We start from the raw sequence: 21,227 nt of genomic DNA, 5'->3' as shown, positions 1-21,227 counted from the left end.
CTTTTGATCCTCTTTTAAATTATAGCATTTTCTCTTCTATATTATAAAAATAACTGCTAAAGCTTTATTTGGTTTAACTTCAATTCCTTTTGTATTTTTTGACTGGCATCATCTCCTATATAGCAGCTTTCAATGAATATTTTTTACTTTTATTACTCTCAAAAAATAATTTTTAAGAAAATTTAAATTTATCTATTTACATATAACGTCATATGATGTAATATACAAATAACATGATGTTATATTACATCATAAAATTAAGGAGGTGTAATTTACGGTTTTTGGTAAACGGTTACATTATAGGTGTGTAAAAAAAGAGGAGGAATTTTATTTATGAAAAAAGAACATGTGGAACAGATTCAAAAAGCAATTAAAGCAATTGAAGAACGACAAATCGACAATATATTCTTTGTAGCATGTGGCGGATCGATGGCATCATTATCAACTGGTGAATACTTTATTTCCAAAGATACTGCTGTACCGGCATTTGTCTATACATCAAACGAATTTATTCATCGTTCACCAAGTGCATTGGGTGAAAATAGCTTAGTTATCTTACGTTCACATTCCGGGGAAACTCCCGAAACTGTTGAAGCTTCATCATTCGCCCGTAAAAAAGGTGCATTAACCATTGCGATTTCTATGGAAGTAGAATCCCCACTTTGCCAGAATGCAGAGTACATCCTTCATTACAATTATAAAGATGGCTCAGATGCGATTGATGGCGAACTTGGTATTTTTTACACTTTACTTTTCAGAATACTTAAATTAATTACAGATAATGAAAAATATAAGCGGGCAGAAAAGCAGCTTGAAAACCTTGGCTCTTTAATTGAAAAAAATCAGGAAAAATTCAAAAAAGCTGCTGATCAATTTGGAAGAAAGAATAAACGTGAGAAATTAATTTATACAATGGCGAGCGGGGTTTACTATCATCAGGCATATTCATTCACTAGTTGTCTACTAATGGAAATGCTTTGGATTAATTCAAATGCAATACATGCTGGAGAATTCTTCCATGGTCCATTTGAAGTAACAGACTATGATGTTCCTTTCTTGCTGGTTGTTGGTGAAGGGCCAAGTACTCCACTTGATTTAAGGGCATTAGATTTTGCTGAGAAGTTCAGTGATAAAGTAGAAGTTGTTGATATTCGTGAGTTAGATTACGATGGTATTGATCCGGACTTAAAAGAGTATTTTGGAAGCGCTTTATCAGGCTCTGTTCTACGCCTTTATGCAGACGGATTAGCTGAACACACCGGTCACCCTCTATCTGTGAGACGTTATATGTGGAAAATGGATTATTAAGAATAAAATGTTTGAGAAAAGATAAAAATATATTATTTTTATCTTTTCTCTAAACACTATCTATTAAAAATCTAGTATAAAAATGGGGCGAGAGAATGAAAAAAAGAATTGGTTGTCTAATAGTCGTATTGCTACTCACTGGCATCCTGGCTGCTTGTGGTTCTAACTCTTCCAATGAGGCGGAATCAAGTGGGGATGAAGTAGTTATTGACTTCTTTCATCGTTGGCCAAATGAACCAAGAAAATCTTTCTATGATCAAAAAATTAAAGAATTTGAAGAAGCCAATCCAAACGTAAAAATTAACGTTGATTCAGTTCTGAACGATTCCTACAAAGAGAAAGTACGTGTTCTTGTTTCAAACGATGACCTGCCAGACATCTTTTCTTCCTGGTCTGATACTTTTGCTGAAAACCTTGTTAGTTCGGGCAGAATCAAACCATTAACTGACCTGATTGAAAGTGACTCGGATTGGAGCGGTAAAATTATTGAATCGCAATACGAAGGGTTCACCTTTGATGACACAACGTATGGTATACCATTTACCATTGATGGAAAAGCCTTTTTCTACAATAAGGAAATTTTTGAAGAAGTAGGCGTCGATGCGCCTGAAACCTATGATGAATTCATTGAAGTTCTTGATGAACTGCAAGCAGCAGGCTATGAGACACCGCTTGTGGAAGGTTTAACAGATGCTTGGGCAATCTCACATTATATGGGAACTATTTTTCACCGTGTAGTAGAACCGGAAATCTTAGCACAAGACTATAATCCAGAAACTGCGGCATTTACAGATGAAAGTTATATTAAAGGGTTGGAAATCTTTCAAGAACTGACTACCTATATGGGCGAAGTTTCCACAGCGATCGATCATGAAGCTGCACGTAATATGTTTTCCGCCGGTGAAGTACCTGTCCTTTACATGCAATTTGCAGAAATTTTAATGGTAGAAGATGCAGGAGATGTGGATTTTGGGTTCTTTAATTTTCCAGAAGTAACCGATGGAAATGGCAGTGCTGATTCCTTAACTGGTGCTCCAGAAGGCTGGATGTTAAGCGAAAATGCTCCAAAAGAAGCTGAGGAATTTTTAAAATTCTTAACTTCTGAAGAAACAGCTGCTGAATTTACAGAAGTAGACGGACAGTTAAATGCGATTGAAGGCGGGGTAACGGAAGAAAATGCAAACCCAACGAGCTACGAGGCATACCAAATTGTTTTAGATTCCTCCGAAACAGCCCCTTGGTTTGATAATGCTGTCGATATTACCACCGCTGATATCTTTATGCGCGGAGGACAAGATTTAGCGATTGGTCAAACAACACCAGAGCAAATAATAGAAGAAGTTCAAAGTCAAGTTGCAAATTAAAAGGAAACAACAATTAAATAGCTTGCCCTGACATCTGAATGTCGGGGCTTTCCACTTATTTTGAAAAGGAAAGTAGGTTTAATTTATGAAGAAAAAATTTCCTTTAACACCTATTTTATTTTTACTACCTTCTGTTTTCTTTTTAGCTGTTTTCATTTATATACCATTAGTACAAAATTTTTATAACAGCTTTTTTGATTTTAATGTATTTTCCAATTCGAAGGAATTCGTTGGGCTAGCACAAATAAAAAAGCTCTTTCAAGATGACATAGTTATGGTTTCTATCATGAATAACTTTAAGTATGCGATTATATCAGTGATTTTCCAAATTTTCTTTGCATTAATTTTAGCAAGTATTTTAGAAGATAAACTATTTCGGAAAGTCGCTCCTACGCTAAGAGTAATCTATTTTATTCCGGTAATGATATCTATTTCCGTAATTGCTCTGCTATTCAGTTTTATTTATAATCCGCAAATGGGATTATTAAATAGTTTTCTTGAGCTGGTGGGTTTGGATACATGGGCGCGTCCGTGGCTTGGTGACTCGACTTCAGCTATTTATAGTGTTATTGCGATGTCTCAATGGCAAAGCATCGGTCTGATCACCATGCTTTTTATTGTAGCTATCCAAAAGATTCCTAACGAATTATATGAAGCTGCTGATATAGACGGTGCCGGACGGATTCGAAAATTTTTCAGTGTTACACTTCCCCAGGTAAAAGAAACGATGTTTGTAAATTTATTAATTACCGTTACTGGATCCATACTAGTTTTCAATGAACCATTTATTTTAACAAATGGCGGTCCTGGAAACAGCTCCATGACACTCGCAGTGCATATGTATCAAACAGGATTCTCCAGAGACAATATGGGGTACGCGTCAACAATCGCAACACTTACCTTTCTTTTATCTGCCATTTTTGCATTAATTCAAATTAAAGTGTCTAAGACCGGAAAGGAAGATTGATAATGAAAGAGAATATAAATTCAAAGCAATATTCCAATTCCCGTCAGAAAGAGCCTAAATCTGCAAAAATCCAAACAAGAATATTTAAATACAGTACATTAATTGGCCTCGGGATTTTTGCATTAATCATTCTTTACCCGCTGTTTTGGATGTTGATTTCTTCATTTAAGAGCTATGAAGAAATTTACTCTGATGTATGGAATCTGCCAGGCACCTGGAATTTTTCAAACTACACATTAGCCTGGGAGCAAGGTATACAAAATTACTTTATAAATAGTCTTTATGTAACAGGTTTTGCTATCCTAATTACCGTCACAATCGGTTCGATGGCAGCATTTACTTTATCCCGTTACCACAATCGCTGGATTGACATAGCACTGTTGTTTATCATCGGTGGTCTAATGATGAATCCGCAAGTAGCGTTAATTCCATTGTTTGAGATATTAACATTTTTTAATTTAATCGATACACGCTGGGCATTAATTTTAACTTATGTCGCATATCGATTACCTTTAACTATCATTCTTATTCGGGCGTTTTTCTTAACTGTTCCAAAAGAACTTTCTGAGTCAGCTTTATTGGATGGATGCAGTGAATTTGGTATCTATCGGAGAATTTATCTGCCTTTATCCATTCCTGTAGTTGTTACAACAGTTATTTTAAATGCATTCTTTGCCTGGAATGAGTTTTTATTTGCTACAGTATTTATCAACTCCAGTGATTTAAAAACAATTCCATCCGGCTTAATGGTTTTTCGTGACGCATTAAGAACCGACTGGGGTGTGCTGTTGTCAGGTATGGTTATTGCTTCCATACCAATGATTATTCTATTAATTTTTTTACAAAAATACTTAGTAAGAGGGCTTGCAGAAGGTTCTGTGAAAGGATAGTGAAAAATGAAATTAATTACTATTGGAGATAATGTAGTGGACTGTTATTTAGACCGAAAAGAGTACTTCCCGGGCGGAAATTGTGTCAATGTAGCCGTAAATGCCAAACGCAATAGGGCTGAAGAAGTTGCCTATATCGGTATTTTTGCAAATGATGCTCCTGCCAAGCATCTGCAATTTGCGTTAAAGCAAGAAGGAATTGATTATCATTATTCCCGAATTGCTGCTGGTATTACAGGGCAACCAAAAGTAAATCTGTCTCCTGATGGAGATCGTATTATTGTAGGCGGTCCAAAAAACACAGTACAGCATCGTTTTAAAATTCAGCTCACCCTAGAGGAATTGGATTATATTCGGCAATTTGATTTATGCCATGTGAGCTGTTATTCATCAATGGAAAGCGAGCTTCCAAAATTAGCTGAAGTGATTAAAATTGCTTATGACTTCTCTGATAATAAAGCGTTAGATTATATTAAATCTATTGCTCCATATATTTCCTATGCATTCTTTTCAGCTGCAGAGTTGTCAGAAGATAATTTGGAAACTTTCATTTCTTCTATACAAGCATTTCAGTTTGAAGTGATTGTTATTACCAGAGGCGGCAATCCAGCTATCGTTATTTCCAAGCAGGGTCGGTTCTATCAAAAGCTGAATAAAATTAATGTGATTGATACAATGGGAGCAGGAGATAGTTTTATAGCGGGTTTTTTAACGTCATATATAGAGAATAAAAATATCTTATCAGCAATCGAACAAGGTACGAAATCAGCTGAAAATACGTGTCAAGTCTATGGTGGCTTTGGTTATCCTCAACCTTTGATTGATTAGTTAACGAATACCCTAGTTTGATGTATAATGTAAGAGAATACTTACATTATAGGAGCTAATTTTATGAAGGAAGATAATTTGAACGGCGGGCAAAACTATTTGTACGAAGAAATTATGACAGGAATTAAGGAATATATTAATGAAAATCAACTCCAGCCCGGAGATCGTATCCCTACTGAAAAAGAATTAGGCAAGTTATTTAAAGCCAGTCGCATTTCTATTAGACGAGCAATCAAAGAGCTTGTAGATGAAGGTGTATTGAAGATTATTCATGGGAGAGGAACCTTTGTAAACAAGAAGCGTAAAGAAATACATCTGCTGCATTTGCAAGGGTTCTCTGAAGGTCTGACGTCAGATAATGATAAGATATCAAAAGAGATTGTTTCTATGAAAAAAATAAGTAACAATAAAAAAGTAAACAGTATATTTGAGAATAAATATACTGAGTTTATTGAGCTTATCCGCAAAGTATATCGTAACGATCAAATTTTAAGTATGGATTATGCTTATCTTCCGACTGCTATTTATCCAAATATAGAAGATAAAATAAAAAAAGAAAGCTCAACTTTTAAAATTATTCACGATGATTATAGAATTGCATTTAAAACAGTTAAGAAAGAACTGGAAATTGTTCCGGCTACGGAAGAATTGCAAAAACATCTTAACATCAGTAGATTAACGCCACTTATATTAGTAGAAAAAATTATTTATAACGAACATCATCAACCTGTGCATTACTCCGAGTACTACCTTATCTCAGATGCTGTCAAATTAAGAATTGAAAATAACTTACCTTAGTCTACAGCTTAGAAATGCCAAATTATTTTGTTTATAAGGCAGGAGCTATCAATATGGTAAAGTTTGATCAGTAAAATAAGCAATGGTTAGTTAAAATTTTCAGTAAAACCATTGCTTATTTTATATCACTATTTTTATCAATCTGATTGGATAGTAATCAAACTGATCTGACTCTGATTAAGAAATCTTATCGGTAACGCAGAAGTTCCCAATCCGCTGTCAATATATAAATAACGCTCATCGCCTAATGGATATATCCCCTTCTGCAATTCCGGCAATAGTCCCTCATCCGGAGCAACAAGCGCTCCTATAAATGGCAATCTTACCTGCCCTCCATGTGTATGACCGCTTAGTACGATATCAGCATCAACATCAGGATATTTTTGAACAACGATTGGAGCGTGGGAAAGTAAGATAGTATATTTATCTGTATCTAAATCAGCAAAGGCCAAGGTCATATCTTCATGCTCTGTGGATACATCACTCACACCAACTATATTAAATAGCTGGCCGTTTTTTTCAAATTGCGTATTTTCATTACTTAGAGTGATAATCCCTCTGTCCTTTAATCCAGCTAAAAATGCTTCTTTTTCAAGATTTTCATGCTCGTGATTACCAGTGACAAAATACGTATCCGGGTTTATCCGCACTAATTCTTCTGCAAGCTGATAAGCTATCTCCAGATTTTCTGTTTTCCGGTCAATTAAATCACCTGTTAAAACAATGATATCAGCATCAAGTTCCTTCACTTTTTCAAGTACTGCACTGTTCTCTGCCCCAAATACACGGCTATGTACATCTGTTATTTGCAGTATCTTCAGCTCTGTGCCTTCCTCCAGCTTGTCACTTTGAAACTGCTCTTTATTTATCTTAAATGTAGCAGTATCAAAATATATTTTAATAGTTACTAACAGCATTGCCAGCAGCAGAACAATAAAAATAATCCACTTTCTTAAACCGCTTTTGATTTTTGTTTTTTTCTTCATCAACTCTTAACCTCTTTATCCATCTATCTTTTAGATTACTCCCACAATTATACATCAAATTATCTATGTATATAGAAAGAGAAAGTTTATAATGTTAGCTTTCTCCAATAAAAAACACCAGTATCTTTATTATACTGATGTTTTAATATTTTTAGGAAAATAATTTTTTTAAATAATATGGCATTTGCTTTCTCCACCAGATCCAATCATGAGAAACATCTTCGCCCCACTCATCAAACCAGGCTGGAATTTGCTTTTCTTCAAAAGCTTCTTTTAACGAACGGTAAGAAGGCAGACCATCCTGCTCCCAGTCACCTAATCCTGTACACATTATAATATTGGCAGAGCGGTAACGGTCGATAAACCAGCCATCATTTTGATTCCAGATATAATCACTTGGTGAATTTTCATATACGAGCGGATCATTTCCATAATCTCCAAAAAAGAAACGTGCATCATATACGCCGCTAAGCGCAACCATTGTTTGAAATACATCCGGATGTCTCAGGAAAAAGTTCAGCGCATGATAAGCACCCATACTGCATCCTGTTGTCATCATTGGATCAAACCAGTTTGTTTTATGTTTAATAAATGGAACTGCTTCTGAAATCACATAACGCTCATATGCCTCATGTGCAAGTGCACGATCATGCGGAGACTTTGAATCATGCAGCCAGCTTTCACTGTCTACACTGGCTAGTGCAAAAAATTGCACTTTACCTGCTTCAATAAATTCCTGGCATGCATCAATCATCCCGAAATCATAATATTCAAAATGCGTTCCGCCAGATGATGGAAAAACAATAATCGGCATACCACTGTGTCCATATCTGTTTAACGGCATCTCACGCCCTAACTCTCCGCTCCAATGACTTAACTGTTCCATATGCATAGTCAAATCCCCTGTCTATGTTCTTTATTTTTTTCGTTCATGCACAAAGCGGGTGATTTCATCCACTTCTGTCTCTGTATCCGCATTGATGGCATAAAATTGATTTCCTTGAAGATGAGCGAATGCTTCTGGTATACGCTCGGCAAACTTTACCCTGTCCCCAAATTTATCACGGATTGTTTTTGTATCATTTTGGTATTGATAGGCATCACGCTGTGTAACTCCAATACAATATTGGTTTGGAACATCCGGTTCCTTAAACTCTCCTCCAGTTACCAATGAAGCATACTGCGCAAATAAATCGATGGAGTAGGCATAGTTATACATATCAATTGTATAACCTCCAGCCAGACGATTATTATATTCAAGTGCTACATAATCTCCATTTTCCAATTGAAAAAACTCAATATGGAAAAAACGTTCCTTCATTCCAAAGGTTTTTACAATTGCCCGTCCATATTCTTCAAGCTTCGGATCAATTTCTTTTTGAATCACATAAAATAAATCCAGCTGACCTTGGACAAGCTCCAGCGTTGGTACATTATATGTAAAGCTTGTCTGAAAAACAATATTTCCTTTTTGATCAGTTAACCCATCAAATGTGCAAAGCTTTCCCCCTTCAACATAAGGCTCCAGAAAATAAGCTGTTGCTTCCTTCCATTCTTCTTCAAAACGATGTACATCATCTTTCGAACTCAGTTTAAATGTAGCGGCAGAACCAACTCCATTATCCGGTTTCGCAATAACTGGCAGACCCAATTTTTCAACGGCTTTCGCTAAATCCTTTTTGTTTTTGACAACGCGCCCCTCTACCACTGGTACACCAGCTTTTTTGAACAGTTTCTTCATTTCTGATTTAAATTTTACTTTTTTTAGGTCTTTTAATTTATTTCCAAATACATTAAATTGCTCACGAAGTTTGGCATCAAGCTCTAACCAGTGTTCATTATTCGATTCAATCCGGTCAATGGGACCATGTTTATAAAATAAAAATGCAACAGCGCGTTTCACTTCGTCAACATCTTCCAAATCATTGACACGATAATACTCTGTCAGTGATTTTTGTAATTCAGAGCCTAATTGATCATACGGCTCTTCACCAATTCCTAACACGTTGACACCTGCATCGTTTAAACGGTGGGCAAAGGGCTGAAAATTATTGGGATAATATGGTGATATTAAAATATAATTCATCGTAAAACTCCTTTCCTGATTCCCGCAATAATCAGTAGTTTAATTGTTAAAATACCATTTTTTCAATTTAAAATCAATCTAATTTTTCGAAAATTGTCAAAATAGATGAATAAATGTAGTTATACATTACATTTGTATATTATCTGCCGTCCAAGACCAGCTAAATATTGGATGGCAGATGTTTTTTATCAATATTTTATACACATATTTCTTAAGACCATTTCTCACTGAGGAATCGGAAACATTCCGGCAAATGCCTTGACCAGGCTTCTTCATTATGCTCTTCATCCGCAAAAATATTTAAATGAATATTATCAATGGGAATATTGCCTTTAACCAGCTGCTTATAATATTTCAGTGAACAATCAATATACGCCTGCTTCATATTCCCATACATTAACTGCCGGTCCGCATCATCACCCTCTTGCGTGCCGACTTGAATATACACACGTTGTTCATGGTCCAAAGGCTCTCTATCAATATAGTGATCAAAAGCTGTGCTTGTAATCCAATTTGCCAGTGAAAAAATACCAAGACAGCCAATTTGGTCTTTATATTCAATCCCCATAAAAGCAGAAATATTTCCACCTAGAGAACTGCCAATCATCGCTGTATGATATTTATCAGACTTAGTCCGGTAATGTTGATCAATAAAAGGCTTCACAACTGTCATGATAAACTCAGCAAATTCAGCACCTCTTCCCCCCAATTCAATATCCTCAGGGAGAGGACTTTCTGTAATTTTCCAGGGTGTATATTCATTTATGCGATCCTGCTCACCGTTGTCTATGCCGACAATAATCATCTTTGGCAAATCAGGATTTCGTTTTATTGCAGGGATAACCTTCCATGAATAACCGCTATAGGCTTCACTGCTGTAAAAAACATTTTGTCCATCATGCATATAAACAACGGGATAGTGCCTATTCTTTTCTTTACCATAATTCTTTGGCAATAGCACGCGTATCCGGCGCTTGTCATTTTTATAATTCATAGCCAGCTCGTGTGTTTCCAATTTCAAATAAAAATAGGAGTGTCTCATTTCAAATTCCTCATTCCATCAAGATTCTTTGAATCTCATTTCTTTATCCCGCATAATTTTGATGAGATGAATAATCAAATGCTGCTATTCCATTTCATTAAATTTCTGCGAATAGTTCTCAATCTCCCCCATAGAGGATTCAATTTCAGTAATACTCAGCTGATTTTCTTCTAAGGATTGCTGTATATGACTGCTGTTCTCTGAAATAAGTGTCATTGATTCAGAAACCCGGCTTAAAATATCTTCTGTTTTCGCCGTTTGTTCACGGACTGCTCTTACTTCCTCCTGTGTTTCCTTAATTGCTTCTCGACTATTTGCAACTTGTTCATTCGTTTCAAGGATTAAATCACTTACTTCTGCCACAGCTGCTGCCGATTGTACAGCCAGCTTACGGACCTCTTCTGCCACTACTGCAAACCCTTTACCCTGTTCTCCTACTCTGGCAGCCTCAATGGACGCGTTTAATGCTAACAGATTTGTCTGTCCGGCGATAGATTCAACGATAGAAATAACAGATTTAATTTTCTCAGCACTGTTTGTTAACTGCTCCAGCCTCTCCACAACAAGCACCATCTGATTATCTAAATTGGACATTCCTGTATTCGTTGTCTTCGTTTGCTCCATTCCAAGCTGCGCTGACTGGCTTGTTGCAGCAGCGATTTCTTCCCCTTGTCTGGAAATCTGATTTATCCGGTTTGCCTGACTGACCATTTTCATCACAGATTGGTTAGTCTCTGTTGATAAATAGCTTAATCTTTCTGCTGTTTCTTTCATTGAGCTTATTAAATTCTGGTTCTTTTCATCCATAATTGCTCTTTTTTCTTCTGTATCTATCTCAAAAGCTTCCAGAACGATCTGCTGTTCGAAATTTAACAGCTTATTTGTCACTTGAACAGCATGGAGAAAGTTTTCCTTATCCTTATATGTATCAGCTAACAGTATAGAAATTTGAAAGAAAATCTCTTGAAATGAAGCAATATACCATTTTGGCTTCAACCCAATATGAACGTGAACTTTAGCAATTCTGCGGCGTTTATCAATAAAATCTTGATTTATTTCCCCTGAAAACATCTCGATAACATGCCTTGTCAGTGTTTGTTTTAAACGGCTGATCGAACTATTTGTTTCAATAATTCCTATTAATTCAGGGACTAAAGATAAATTATCGTAGAAAGCATCTATAATTGTTTCTATATTTTCTTTGATAATAGGCTGCAGTAACTTCGCAACAGCCAGATCCTGTTCTGTTATTTTTGATATTTGCAATTGTAAGGTTAAATCCATTTGCTGCAGCTCATCTAAAACTACATTCACCTCTTTACTGCTTTCCAATAAATTTCCCTCTGTCACATCTTTCCGAAAAATACTCCTCATCCAAACCACTCCCGATGTTTATTCTACAAACTAACATTGCCTTCCATGCTGTAAATCCTTGAGAAAACGTCAATACACCGGTAATCTTACAGAGTGATTAATCATGCTTACAAAAATAATTACAAGCTGTTAATATGCACTTTTATTACCAGAATTCTTTATTTCTCTTTAAAGGAAAAATTCACCATACGTATATGTTTTAGTTCCTGCTAATTTATTCATTAATATTCCCTTTATTTAAGTAAAACCTTTATCCCTTTATTTAAATGCTATTATACAGGATTTAAGTGAAAAAATGCGCTTCATTATCTAAAATAAATATTTCTTAAAAGAAAATAAACCGAAAGAACTACAGTTAATCCTTTTTTATTTCCTTATTAAAGAAAATGAATAATTTCATAGATGCTTGTAAACATTTTTTGTATGATAGTTTCTTACTATCGATAAAATCCTTTTATACAAAAAAAGGGCACCGAATTTCAAAACGGTGACCCTCTTACAAATTTATTTAATTTGCCTGTCCAAATTTCATTTACAGGTTCTAACTATTCTTCCTGCGGTTTTTCAGCATAGGTTATTTCAGGATTTTCATTATTCGCGTCAAGCGCTTCTTTAATCGCTTTACGTAAATCACGTTCTACAGCCCATTGCTCCATGGATTCTGTTTTTGCAATAATCCGTAAAGTTATTTCCGCTGAACCAAATGTTTGCACACCAAGTACATCCGGCCCCTCTACAATCTTAGAGTTCTTTTCTTTCATTTCATCGCACACTGTTTGCAATATACTAACCGCATTATCAATATTGTCGCTATATGGAATTGCTATATCTACTAGAGCCTGCATATTTCCACGGGAGTGATTGCTTAAAGAGCTGACCTCTCTGTTCGGTACATAGTTTAAAGTACCATCAAAGCTCCGTATTTGCATGGTACGCAGACCAACTTCTTCGACAACACCATCATATCCGGCAGCTGTAACATAATCACCGACATCAACCTGCTTCTCTAACAACAGGAAAAAGCCTGTAACAATATCACTAACCAGCCCTTGAGCCCCAAACCCGATAGCCAGACCAACAACACCAGCCCCGGCAATCAATCCTGTAGCGTTAATATCAAAAATACCGAGTACAACTACTAATGTTACGAAAAATAAAACATACGAAAAAGCACTAATTGTTAAAGACTGTAAGGTTTTTGTTCTGCCAGCCGACATTTTCTTCTTAACCTGTGCTTTGGAAAATGAATTTCGAATAAATCTCTTTCCAATAGCCCGTGCAATATAAAATACAATAAGTGTTACTATCAATTTTAAAATTATTAAACCCGCATTTAATAGAAGCTGCTCCCAATTTATATTTTCTATCCAATCCAATTCCATCATCTCCTCTTTACTACTGCTCTCAATGATTGATGATTATATCAAATGAAGAATCCAATGTAAAATAAGAAAAGATTCAGTACTAGTAATTCTCAAAATAAAATCTGCTGTCTTTTAAATAAAATTCATTACTATAAATTCAAGGTATAAAAAGAGTTTTTCCTAATCTTACATGGGTAATCAAATTATTTTCTTTTAAACCCCTAAAGACTTTATTACTTTATTGTGATAAAATATTAATTCATTAAATAATTATCACATTGAAACTATTTACCTGGGGGAATTCTCTTGAAAAATATTGCTATTATAGGTAGCTCGGGCGGCAACCTGTACAATTTAGGCGGAAAAAATCCAAGAAAATTATTAGATGAAATTAAAAATCAATGTCATGCTGCAGATTTCAACATTGCTGCTATTCAATTTATCGCTTCAGAAGTGTCTATGGATCAAGCAAAAGCAGACTCGAAAACATCCCTTTTTAGTATAGATGAAAATGGACAAATGACTCAAAGCCCTGCAAATACATTAGAAAAAATAAATGAACAAGCAAAAAAGGCAGACGAACAGATAGCTGCTCTTATTCTTAATAAAACAGTAGATGGGTTAATCGTCATGAGTGCTGACGCAGAAAATGCTAATCAACAAGTCATTGACACAGCAGTCAAGATGAATATTCCAATCGTTGGCACAGGCGGAACATCCATGGCGATAATCAGTGCAAAAGGTGCGAACGTTATAGCTCAATCTGGAACAACTGGTACTACAAATCGAACTAGAGCTATCTCTTTCGTGGCGGCTTTGGCTAAATATTGGGATGTAAAATATAAACCAACCATCGGTGATGCAAATAAAGCGAATGCGGAAAACAGCGGGAGCATCTGGAAAAACATTAATATTCGCGGCATCATGGTTTCTGCATTGCCAGGTTTTATTGCGATGGCTCTAGTTCTTGCACTAAGTAAGGTCCCTCTATTTAGCGGTCTGCAAGATATTTTTGATATTATGATTGGAGCACTGCCAATTATTATAGCAGCGATTGCAGCAAAACAAGTGTCTAATTTAGATGAAGTGTCCATTGTGGCCGGGGTTGTTGCTGGCGTGTTATCTGTAGACGGCGGAATTATCGGTGGTATCATTGGTGGTATTTTAGCCGGTGTTTTCGTGCATTATTTCTTTCTAAAATGTATTAGCTGGAAATTTCCGATGACAACCGTCAATATCGTTACTGGAGGAATAGCAGGTTTACTGGCAGGTCTATTAGTCTACTTTTTATTCGCACCAATCGCATTGTTTATCGGCGATGGAATTAAAATTGCTATCGAATCAACAATTGCATTTAACCCGATTCTAGCAGGTCTATTAGGCGGTTTGCTTATTTGGCCAGCTATTTTAGGAGGAATATACCATGCTGCTATTCTGCCAATCGTATTACTTGAAATGGAAAAAACAGGAGTAAGTTTCCTGGGTGCTATTGATATGATTGGTCTGGTTATGGTATCGGCTGGAATTAATCTAGCAAATATCATTGCTCCAAGAGAGAAAGGGGAAGCGGCTGCTGCAACTCCAGGTTTCTTAATCAATATGGGATTCGGAACATTTGTGGAAGCGGCATATCCGTTCATGTTCTCTAATAAAATTGTCTTTGCCGGTGCAATTCTATCTGCCGGAGTCGGTGGTGCACTAGTCGGTTTATTCGATGTACGCGGAACAGCCTACGTTCCGACATTCACCACACCTTTTTTATCTGATAATCCTCTGGGATTTGTGATTGCCATGCTCGCAGCATTTATATTATCCTTCGCCATTACATTGATTGCAAATAAGAAAAAGAGAAGAGAAATATGAATTATCCCTCTTCTCTTAACTTATTTTGCTATTTTTTTCTATCCTTCTTGTAAAACAAGAAACCAAATTTTCTAGTTAACAGCTGCTATCTTTTCTATTAATAATGTATTCCTTTACCCAGCCATTTTGCAGCTGCCTCAAACATAGCCTCTGATAAAGTTGGATGCGGAAATACCATATCCTCCAGCTCTTCCATGGTTCCTTCTAAGTACATAAAGGAGGTTGCCTGACTGATCATTTCAGTTACATGTGCTCCCGCCATCACGACACCGAGAATTTCTCCGTATTTTTTCTCGGAAATTATCTTCATAAATCCATTGTTTTCTGAGGAAGCAATTCCTTTTCCATTGGCAGCTAAGTCTATTTTTTGAGACTTCACCTGGTAACCTTGGGCCTTAGCCTGCTCCTCAGTCATACCGACACTTGCGATTTCAGGAAAAGTATAAATACAGCGCGGCATGATGAAATCCTTTTTATTATTTTCTCCCAGAATATGATTAACTGCCCGGATACCTTCTTCACTTGCTGCATGAGCAAGCTGATATCCCCCGATTAAGTCCCCGATAGCATAAATTCCTTCTATAGAGGTCTGCATGTTATCATCCACTTTTACAAACTTACCATCATAATCAACAGAAAGATTATCTAAACCGATCAAATTAGGCTCTCGACCAACAGAGACCAGCACGCCATCTGTTTCCAGACTTGTTTCCTTCCCGTTCTTTTCTATTTGCACCTTGGTCTTTTCATTCTTTTTAAACGAATGTACCTTAGTACTTGTATGAATGAGTATCCCTTTACCTTTCAGCTCTTTTTCCAGAAAATTAGATGCTTCCTTATCCTCTGCCGGAATAATACGATCTGCCATTTCAATAATTTCAACTTTTGTACCCAGGCTATGAAAAATACAGGCAATTTCCAGCCCAATTACACCGCCCCCGACAATCGTTAAATGACCGGGTACTTGGTCTATATCAAAAATGGTATCACTTGTATGGTAAGGTATATCTGAAAGCCCGGGAAGGTTTGGAACAAAGGGTTTTGAGCCATTTGCCAAAATAATTGATTCTGCTTCCAGCTTTTCTGTTTTTTCTTCCATATCCACAGAAATTATTTTTTGATTATCGACTGTTCCATAACCATTATATAACTTAATTTTATTTGCTTTTAACAAGCTGTTGATTCCGTTACGAAGCTGACCGATAACCTGATTCTTTCTTTCAATCATCGTATTTAAATCAAATGAAAATGAATCGATTTGAATACCGAACTTTTTCGCATCTTTTACTTGATTAATTACTTCAGCATTTTTCAATAATGTTTTAGAAGGGATACAACCACGGTTTAAACAGGTTCCTCCTAATTCTCTACCTTCTACCAGTGCCACTGACAGGCCCAGCTTTGCAGCACGGATTGCTGAAACATATCCTCCGGGGCCCCCGCCAACTATTGCTACATCAAATTTCGTCATTTACTCAGCTCCTTAAACTAATAAACTATAAGGATTTTCAAGATTTGTTTTTAAATTGGTTAAAAATGCAGCAGCCGGTGCGCCATCAATTGCCCGGTGATCAAAGGATAAGCTAAGAACCATCATTGGACGTACTGCTAACTCTCCATCAACTGCAACGGCTTTTTCTGTAATTCTTCCTACACCGAGAATGGCTGTTTCTGGTCCATTAATAATTGGTGTAAAAGCATCAATGGCGTACATTCCTAAATTACTGATCGTAAATGTACTTCCCTGCATTTCATCAGGCTTTAGTTTATTTTCTCTTGCTTTTCTGCCTAATTCTTTACTAATCTGCGTTAATTCCGCAAGTCCTTTTTGATTTACATCCTTAATAGAAGGAACAATTAACCCATTTTCCACCGCAACTGCAAGTCCGATATTCACTTCCTTATTCATCACAATCTCGTCTCCGATTAAAGAAGCGTTTAATTCAGGATGCTTGCAAAGTGCGCTGGCAACAGCTTTTATAATGACCTCTGTAAAGGACAAATGATATCCCGTGTCTTTTTCGACTACAGGGAGCAATGATTTACGTAACGCAATCACATTTGTCATATCCACATCGCTCGTTAAGGTTACGTGCGGGATGGTTTGTACACTTTCAACCATTTTATCAGCTACTGCTTTACGAAGTCCTTTCAATTTGATCCGCTTCGCTGGAGATGCGACTGGTTCTTGATCTGACACATTGACAGATTCAAGATAAGAAAGTACATCTTGCTTTTCAATTTTCCCACGGGCCCCCGTTCCGGTTATTTGACTTAAATCTACCCCATGATCAGCTGCAATCTTTTCTGCCAGCGGCGTTACGGCTAACCTTCCTTCTGCAATCGCCTGCTCTACATCATGCTGATGCACCCTTCCATTTGGACCAGATCCAGAAATAGCAGATAAGGAAATATCATTTTCCCGGGATACACGACGGGCAGCAGGAGTGGCTCTGATTTTTCCATCATTATTTTCATTCGAATCCGCATTGGCACTTACCGTTTTCCCGGCAGTCTCAACAGAAGAATTGCCTTGACCTTTTTCTTCTGACTCTGTCTCTGCTGCAGGCGCCGGAGGTGAATCAGGGACTTTCTCCCCCGCTTCCCCAATATAGCCGATACAAGCATTCACTTCGACCTCATCATCCACATTAAAATACTTTTTTAGCAATATCCCTTCTTCATACGACTCTACTTCAATATTGATTTTATCCGTCATAATTTCAAATAGAGGCTCTCCCATTTCAACAGAATCTCCCTCTTCCTTAAACCATTGAAGTAAGGTACCCACTTCCATCGTGCTGCTTAGTTTAGGCATAAATATTTCTTTAGCCACTGGAATCCTCCTTTCTATGCTTTATTTAATGTTTCTTTAACTGCCTGAATAATATCTGGAACCTGCGGAACGTGCAGCTTTTCTAATTCCGGATTATATGGAATTGGTGATGGTGCACCGCCCAATCGTTTAATTGGTGCATCTAAATAATCGAATGCTTCACTTTCAGCAATCATACTTGCAATCTCCGCTCCATATCCGCCTCTTTTTACCGCTTCATGAACAACTACCAAACGGGAAGTTTTAGATACAGATTTAATAATTGTCTCTGTATCTAATGGAACCAAAGTACGCGGATCAACTACTTCTGCACTGATACCTTCCTTCTTCAGTTCTTCCGCCGCCTCTAAAGCACGATGTACCATAATAGCAGTAGCTACAATCGTTACATCTGTTCCTTCCCGTTTCACATCTGCTTTTCCTAAAGGGATGCTGTATTGTTCTTCCGGTACATCTCCCTTCGTTTTATAAAGCAATTTATGCTCATAAAAAATCACCGGATTATCATCGTCTATAGCTGCTTTTAATAGACCCTTTACATCATGTGCTGTAGAAGGCTGAACCACTTTTAGTCCAGGAATATGAGCTACCCACGCCTCCAAACTCTGCGAATGCTGCGCTGCAGCTCCGGTTCCCGATCCACTTGGCGTACGTAAAACCATTGGAACTTTACCTTTTCCTCCATACATATAACGAATTTTAGCTGCCTGATTCACCATCTGGTCCATGGCAATCGTAATAAAATCAGAGAATTGCAGCTCCAATATCGGACGCATTCCTGTCAAAGCAGAACCGATTGCAGCGCCGGCGATACCTGACTCACTGATTGGTGTATTACGCACACGTTCAGGGCCAAACTCCTCAATCATTCCGCGGGTAACTCCAAAAGCTCCCCCATATACGCCTATATCTTCACCAAGGATAAAAACATCTTCATTTTCACGCATCTCCTGACTCATTGCTTCACGAACAGCTTCTAAATATGTTATCTCTCTCATTTTCGCTCCTCCTTTGTACAACCACTTTAAGCAAATACATCTGTTAATAAATCATCTTTGGTAGGCATCGGGCCTTCTTCAGCAAATGCCACTGCATCTTCAATTCCTTTTAAAGCTTCTTTTCGTATTGATTCTGCCTGCTCTTCTGTGATAATAGATTCACTGATCAAAGACTCCTTGAAGCGTTTAATCGGATCTTTCTCTCTCCATTCATTTTCCTCATCACGGGTACGATATTTTTTAGCATCACTTTTCGAATGACCTTTCCAGCGATATGTTTTTGCTTCAATCAATGTTGGGCCTTCTCCATTTTTAGCACGTTCCACCGCTTCATTTGTTACATTCATCATTTCGATAATGTCATTTCCATCTGCAACAACCCCAGGGATGCCATAGGATTTTGCTCTTGTCGCAATATCTTCTATCTTCACCATTTCTTTGACTGATCCTGACATGCCATATTGATTGTTTTCGCAAACAAAGATAACCGGTAAATTCCAAACAGCAGCAAGGTTAACTGCTTCATGAAAGCTTCCTTCATTTGTGGCACCATCTCCAAAAAAACAAACGGTTACATAATTTAACTTTTTCATCTGTGCTGTTAAAGCTGACCCCACTGCTAATGGGATTCCTCCGCCAACAATTCCATTCGCGCCAAGATTACCCATTTCTACATCAGCAATATGCATCGAACCGCCTTTACCTTTGCAATAGCCTGTTGTTCTGCCGAATAGCTCTGCCATCATTTTATCTGGAGTTGCTCCCTTTGCGATACAATGTCCGTGACCACGATGTGTGCTGGTAATTTTATCTTCTTTATCCAGTAAAGCGCATACGCCCGCCGCACTTGCTTCCTGTCCAACAGCTAAGTGTGTGGTACCGTGAATTTTACCTTTCGCAAAAAATTGGTCTACTTTCTCTTCGAAATAACGGATAGTCCACATTTGTTTGTAGAGTTCTACTAAATTTTCTTCTGTTATTCTTTCTGGAACCTTTAAATCCTTCATTTTTTTGCCTCCTTTTTACATATGTTCTATATAGTTACCTTTGTAATAAGTGTATGTTTTTTTTCAGGAAAGGTCAAGATAATTATCTTATAAATATTGAATTTATTGATTATTTTTCGATTTATAGTAAACTTTATTTTAAAGGATTATTTTTACAATCAATTGTAATAGATATGTTAATTTGAAAGGATGTGAGCATGTGCTTAGCTGGGAAGAAAGACGTTCATTAGTAAAAATAGCTAATTTATATTATAACGACGGTTGGACACAGGAGCAGATTGCTAAGAAACTTGGTGTTTCGCGACCTGTCATATCTAAATCATTACAAAAGGCCCGCGAACATAAAATCATTGAGATTTTTATTAAAGATGAAACAGTACATACAGTAAATTTGGAGAAAAAATTAGAAGAACACTTTGGGTTAGAAGATGCCATTGTTGTTCCTATTTCTGGTCAAACACCTGATGTAGTAAAGCTTTCTGTTGCACAAGCAGGAGCTTATTACTTATCTAAAAATATCAAAAAGGCAAAAAAAATTGGGATATCATGGGGAACGACTTTAGAAGCGTTAGTCCAAGAATATCCTTATGAGATGAAAAAGAATATCACAATCTTTCCCTTAGAAGGCGGCTTGGGACGAAAGAAGGTGGAAATTCATTCTAATCAATTAGCATACGAGCTCGCTAAAAGATTAGGTGGTACATGCTCTTATCTCTATGCACCAGCCATGGCTGAATCCAGTGAATTACGTGAGCGCTTAATGAAGATGGATGACATTAATGCAGTTCTTCAGGAAGCAGCAACAGTTGATATAGCATTAGTTGGTTTGTCTAACCCATATGTACAATCAACTTTAGAAGATATTGGTTATCTTAACCAAAATGATTTAGAACAGCTTCGTCAATTAGGTGTAGTTGGCGATATGGGTTTTCGCTTCTTCGATTTAAACGGAAACCCTGTCAATAGTTTGTTTAATAAAAAAGTAATTGGAATATCTCTGGAACAATTGCGTAATATCAAAAAAGTAATAGGTGTTGTCTCAGGAGCACATAAAGCGGAAAGCGTATTAGCATCTTTAAAAGGCAATTATATTAATGTATTGGTTCTTGATGAACAAATAGCAACAGAATTATTATATGCCAGTGAATAATTCATCTATAGATTGTTTAATCACCTTCTAAAAAACTCTTTGGCAGACAACCTGGTCTAACCAAAGAGTTTTTCAACTAGGAAATATGTGCTACCACATCATTAATTACATTATCTATTCCTATACCAGTTATAAATGGAACGCCGTCGATAGTAGGAATTTCTGTATCCAGCTTATTGACTCCTACAAGTACAATAACATCTGGATTAATGTCTTCCACATTGGTTTCGTAAATATTTCCTGCCACAATCTCAGCCTCAACGTTTTTGTCATTAAGACCCGCCTGTAATAATTCCACTACTTTGTTCATTTTGTTTTGTGAAGTTCCTGTTGCAACCAAAACTTTTGCCAACTTAATCTCTCCTT

Annotated in this window: 19 protein-coding genes; 8 read left to right on the top strand and 11 right to left on the bottom strand. The window is 36.9% G+C overall.

The window, feature by feature from the left end; translation table 11 throughout:
• Nucleotides 1-333 precede the first annotated feature (333 nt).
• The 6 genes from MKY30_RS15940 (at nt 334) to MKY30_RS15915 (ending at nt 6,155) form a co-directional block, all read left to right on the top strand.
• Nucleotides 334-1,308, top strand: coding sequence for an SIS domain-containing protein (locus MKY30_RS15940; protein ID WP_147208356.1), 975 nt, complete (start codon nt 334-336; stop codon nt 1,306-1,308).
• Nucleotides 1,309-1,403: 95 nt separating this feature from the next.
• The gene (locus MKY30_RS15935; RefSeq protein WP_147208358.1) at nt 1,404-2,672 is read left to right on the top strand and encodes an ABC transporter substrate-binding protein; all 1,269 of its coding nucleotides are present in this window, start codon (nt 1,404-1,406) and stop codon (nt 2,670-2,672) included.
• Between the two features lie 85 nt (nt 2,673-2,757).
• Complete coding sequence (locus MKY30_RS15930; protein WP_147208360.1) at nt 2,758-3,639, top strand: carbohydrate ABC transporter permease; 882 nt, start codon at nt 2,758-2,760, stop codon at nt 3,637-3,639.
• Nucleotides 3,640-3,641: 2 nt separating this feature from the next.
• Entirely contained in the window at nt 3,642-4,529 is an 888-nt protein-coding gene (locus tag MKY30_RS15925; protein WP_147208362.1) for a carbohydrate ABC transporter permease, read from the top strand.
• Nucleotides 4,530-4,535: 6 nt separating this feature from the next.
• Nucleotides 4,536-5,357: a PfkB family carbohydrate kinase gene (locus MKY30_RS15920; RefSeq protein ID WP_341084723.1), complete on the top strand. Its 822-nt coding sequence runs from the start codon at nt 4,536-4,538 to the stop codon at nt 5,355-5,357.
• A gap of 63 nt (nt 5,358-5,420) precedes the next feature.
• On the top strand, nt 5,421-6,155 hold the full coding sequence (locus tag MKY30_RS15915) for a GntR family transcriptional regulator (protein ID WP_147208366.1): 735 nt from the start codon (nt 5,421-5,423) through the stop codon (nt 6,153-6,155).
• A gap of 137 nt (nt 6,156-6,292) precedes the next feature.
• Here the strand turns inward: MKY30_RS15915 and MKY30_RS15910 are convergent, their stop codons facing one another.
• The 6 genes from MKY30_RS15910 to MKY30_RS15885 all read right to left on the bottom strand — a co-directional run bounded on the left by MKY30_RS15910 (nt 6,293) and on the right by MKY30_RS15885 (nt 13,019).
• The gene (locus MKY30_RS15910) at nt 6,293-7,141 is read right to left on the bottom strand and encodes a metallophosphoesterase (RefSeq protein WP_156985492.1); all 849 of its coding nucleotides are present in this window, start codon (nt 7,139-7,141) and stop codon (nt 6,293-6,295) included.
• A gap of 151 nt (nt 7,142-7,292) precedes the next feature.
• Nucleotides 7,293-8,033, bottom strand: a complete 741-nt coding sequence (locus tag MKY30_RS15905) for an esterase family protein (RefSeq protein WP_147208370.1) — start codon at nt 8,031-8,033, stop codon at nt 7,293-7,295.
• A gap of 24 nt (nt 8,034-8,057) precedes the next feature.
• Nucleotides 8,058-9,227, bottom strand: a complete 1,170-nt coding sequence (locus MKY30_RS15900; RefSeq protein WP_341084721.1) for an ATP-grasp domain-containing protein — start codon at nt 9,225-9,227, stop codon at nt 8,058-8,060.
• Nucleotides 9,228-9,438: 211 nt separating this feature from the next.
• A complete protein-coding gene (locus tag MKY30_RS15895; RefSeq protein WP_156985493.1) occupies nt 9,439-10,269 on the bottom strand; it encodes an alpha/beta hydrolase-fold protein in 831 nt (276 codons plus the stop codon).
• 84 nt (nt 10,270-10,353) lie between these two features.
• Complete coding sequence (locus tag MKY30_RS15890; RefSeq protein WP_147208374.1) at nt 10,354-11,643, bottom strand: globin-coupled sensor protein; 1,290 nt, start codon at nt 11,641-11,643, stop codon at nt 10,354-10,356.
• Nucleotides 11,644-12,188: 545 nt separating this feature from the next.
• Entirely contained in the window at nt 12,189-13,019 is an 831-nt protein-coding gene (locus tag MKY30_RS15885) for a mechanosensitive ion channel family protein (protein ID WP_445667721.1), read from the bottom strand.
• A gap of 294 nt (nt 13,020-13,313) precedes the next feature.
• Between MKY30_RS15885 and MKY30_RS15880 the strand changes: the two genes are divergently transcribed.
• Nucleotides 13,314-14,870 carry a PTS sugar transporter gene (locus MKY30_RS15880; protein ID WP_341084718.1) on the top strand — a complete coding sequence of 519 codons (1,557 nt, stop codon included), beginning with the start codon at nt 13,314-13,316 and terminating at the stop codon, nt 14,868-14,870.
• 97 nt (nt 14,871-14,967) lie between these two features.
• Here MKY30_RS15880 and lpdA read toward each other — a convergent pair whose 3' ends face one another.
• Genes lpdA through MKY30_RS15860 form a run of 4 tightly spaced genes read right to left on the bottom strand, consistent with a single transcriptional unit; the run spans nt 14,968 to nt 19,711 of the window.
• On the bottom strand, nt 14,968-16,341 hold the full coding sequence (gene lpdA / locus MKY30_RS15875; protein ID WP_341084716.1) for a dihydrolipoyl dehydrogenase: 1,374 nt from the start codon (nt 16,339-16,341) through the stop codon (nt 14,968-14,970).
• Between the two features lie 12 nt (nt 16,342-16,353).
• On the bottom strand, nt 16,354-17,706 hold the full coding sequence (locus MKY30_RS15870) for a dihydrolipoamide acetyltransferase family protein (RefSeq protein ID WP_341084715.1): 1,353 nt from the start codon (nt 17,704-17,706) through the stop codon (nt 16,354-16,356).
• Between the two features lie 14 nt (nt 17,707-17,720).
• Complete coding sequence (locus MKY30_RS15865) at nt 17,721-18,704, bottom strand: alpha-ketoacid dehydrogenase subunit beta (protein WP_341084714.1); 984 nt, start codon at nt 18,702-18,704, stop codon at nt 17,721-17,723.
• Nucleotides 18,705-18,730: 26 nt separating this feature from the next.
• Entirely contained in the window at nt 18,731-19,711 is a 981-nt protein-coding gene (locus MKY30_RS15860; protein ID WP_341084713.1) for a thiamine pyrophosphate-dependent dehydrogenase E1 component subunit alpha, read from the bottom strand.
• A gap of 199 nt (nt 19,712-19,910) precedes the next feature.
• Here MKY30_RS15860 and MKY30_RS15855 point away from each other — a divergent pair, with 199 nt between their 5' ends.
• Nucleotides 19,911-20,861, top strand: coding sequence for a sugar-binding transcriptional regulator (locus MKY30_RS15855; protein WP_341084711.1), 951 nt, complete (start codon nt 19,911-19,913; stop codon nt 20,859-20,861).
• Between the two features lie 76 nt (nt 20,862-20,937).
• On the opposite strand, the gene MKY30_RS15850 is transcribed toward MKY30_RS15855, so the two are convergent.
• The gene (locus tag MKY30_RS15850) at nt 20,938-21,213 is read right to left on the bottom strand and encodes a hypothetical protein (protein WP_147208393.1); all 276 of its coding nucleotides are present in this window, start codon (nt 21,211-21,213) and stop codon (nt 20,938-20,940) included.
• Between the last annotated feature and the right edge of the window lie 14 nt (nt 21,214-21,227).

Source organism: Oceanobacillus sp. FSL W8-0428 (genome assembly GCF_038004405.1).
Taxonomy (GTDB): Bacteria; Bacillota; Bacilli; order Bacillales; family Amphibacillaceae; genus Oceanobacillus; species Oceanobacillus sojae.
The sequence above is the reverse complement of the archived record's forward strand: the minus strand, read 5'-3'. Positions and strand labels throughout refer to the sequence as shown.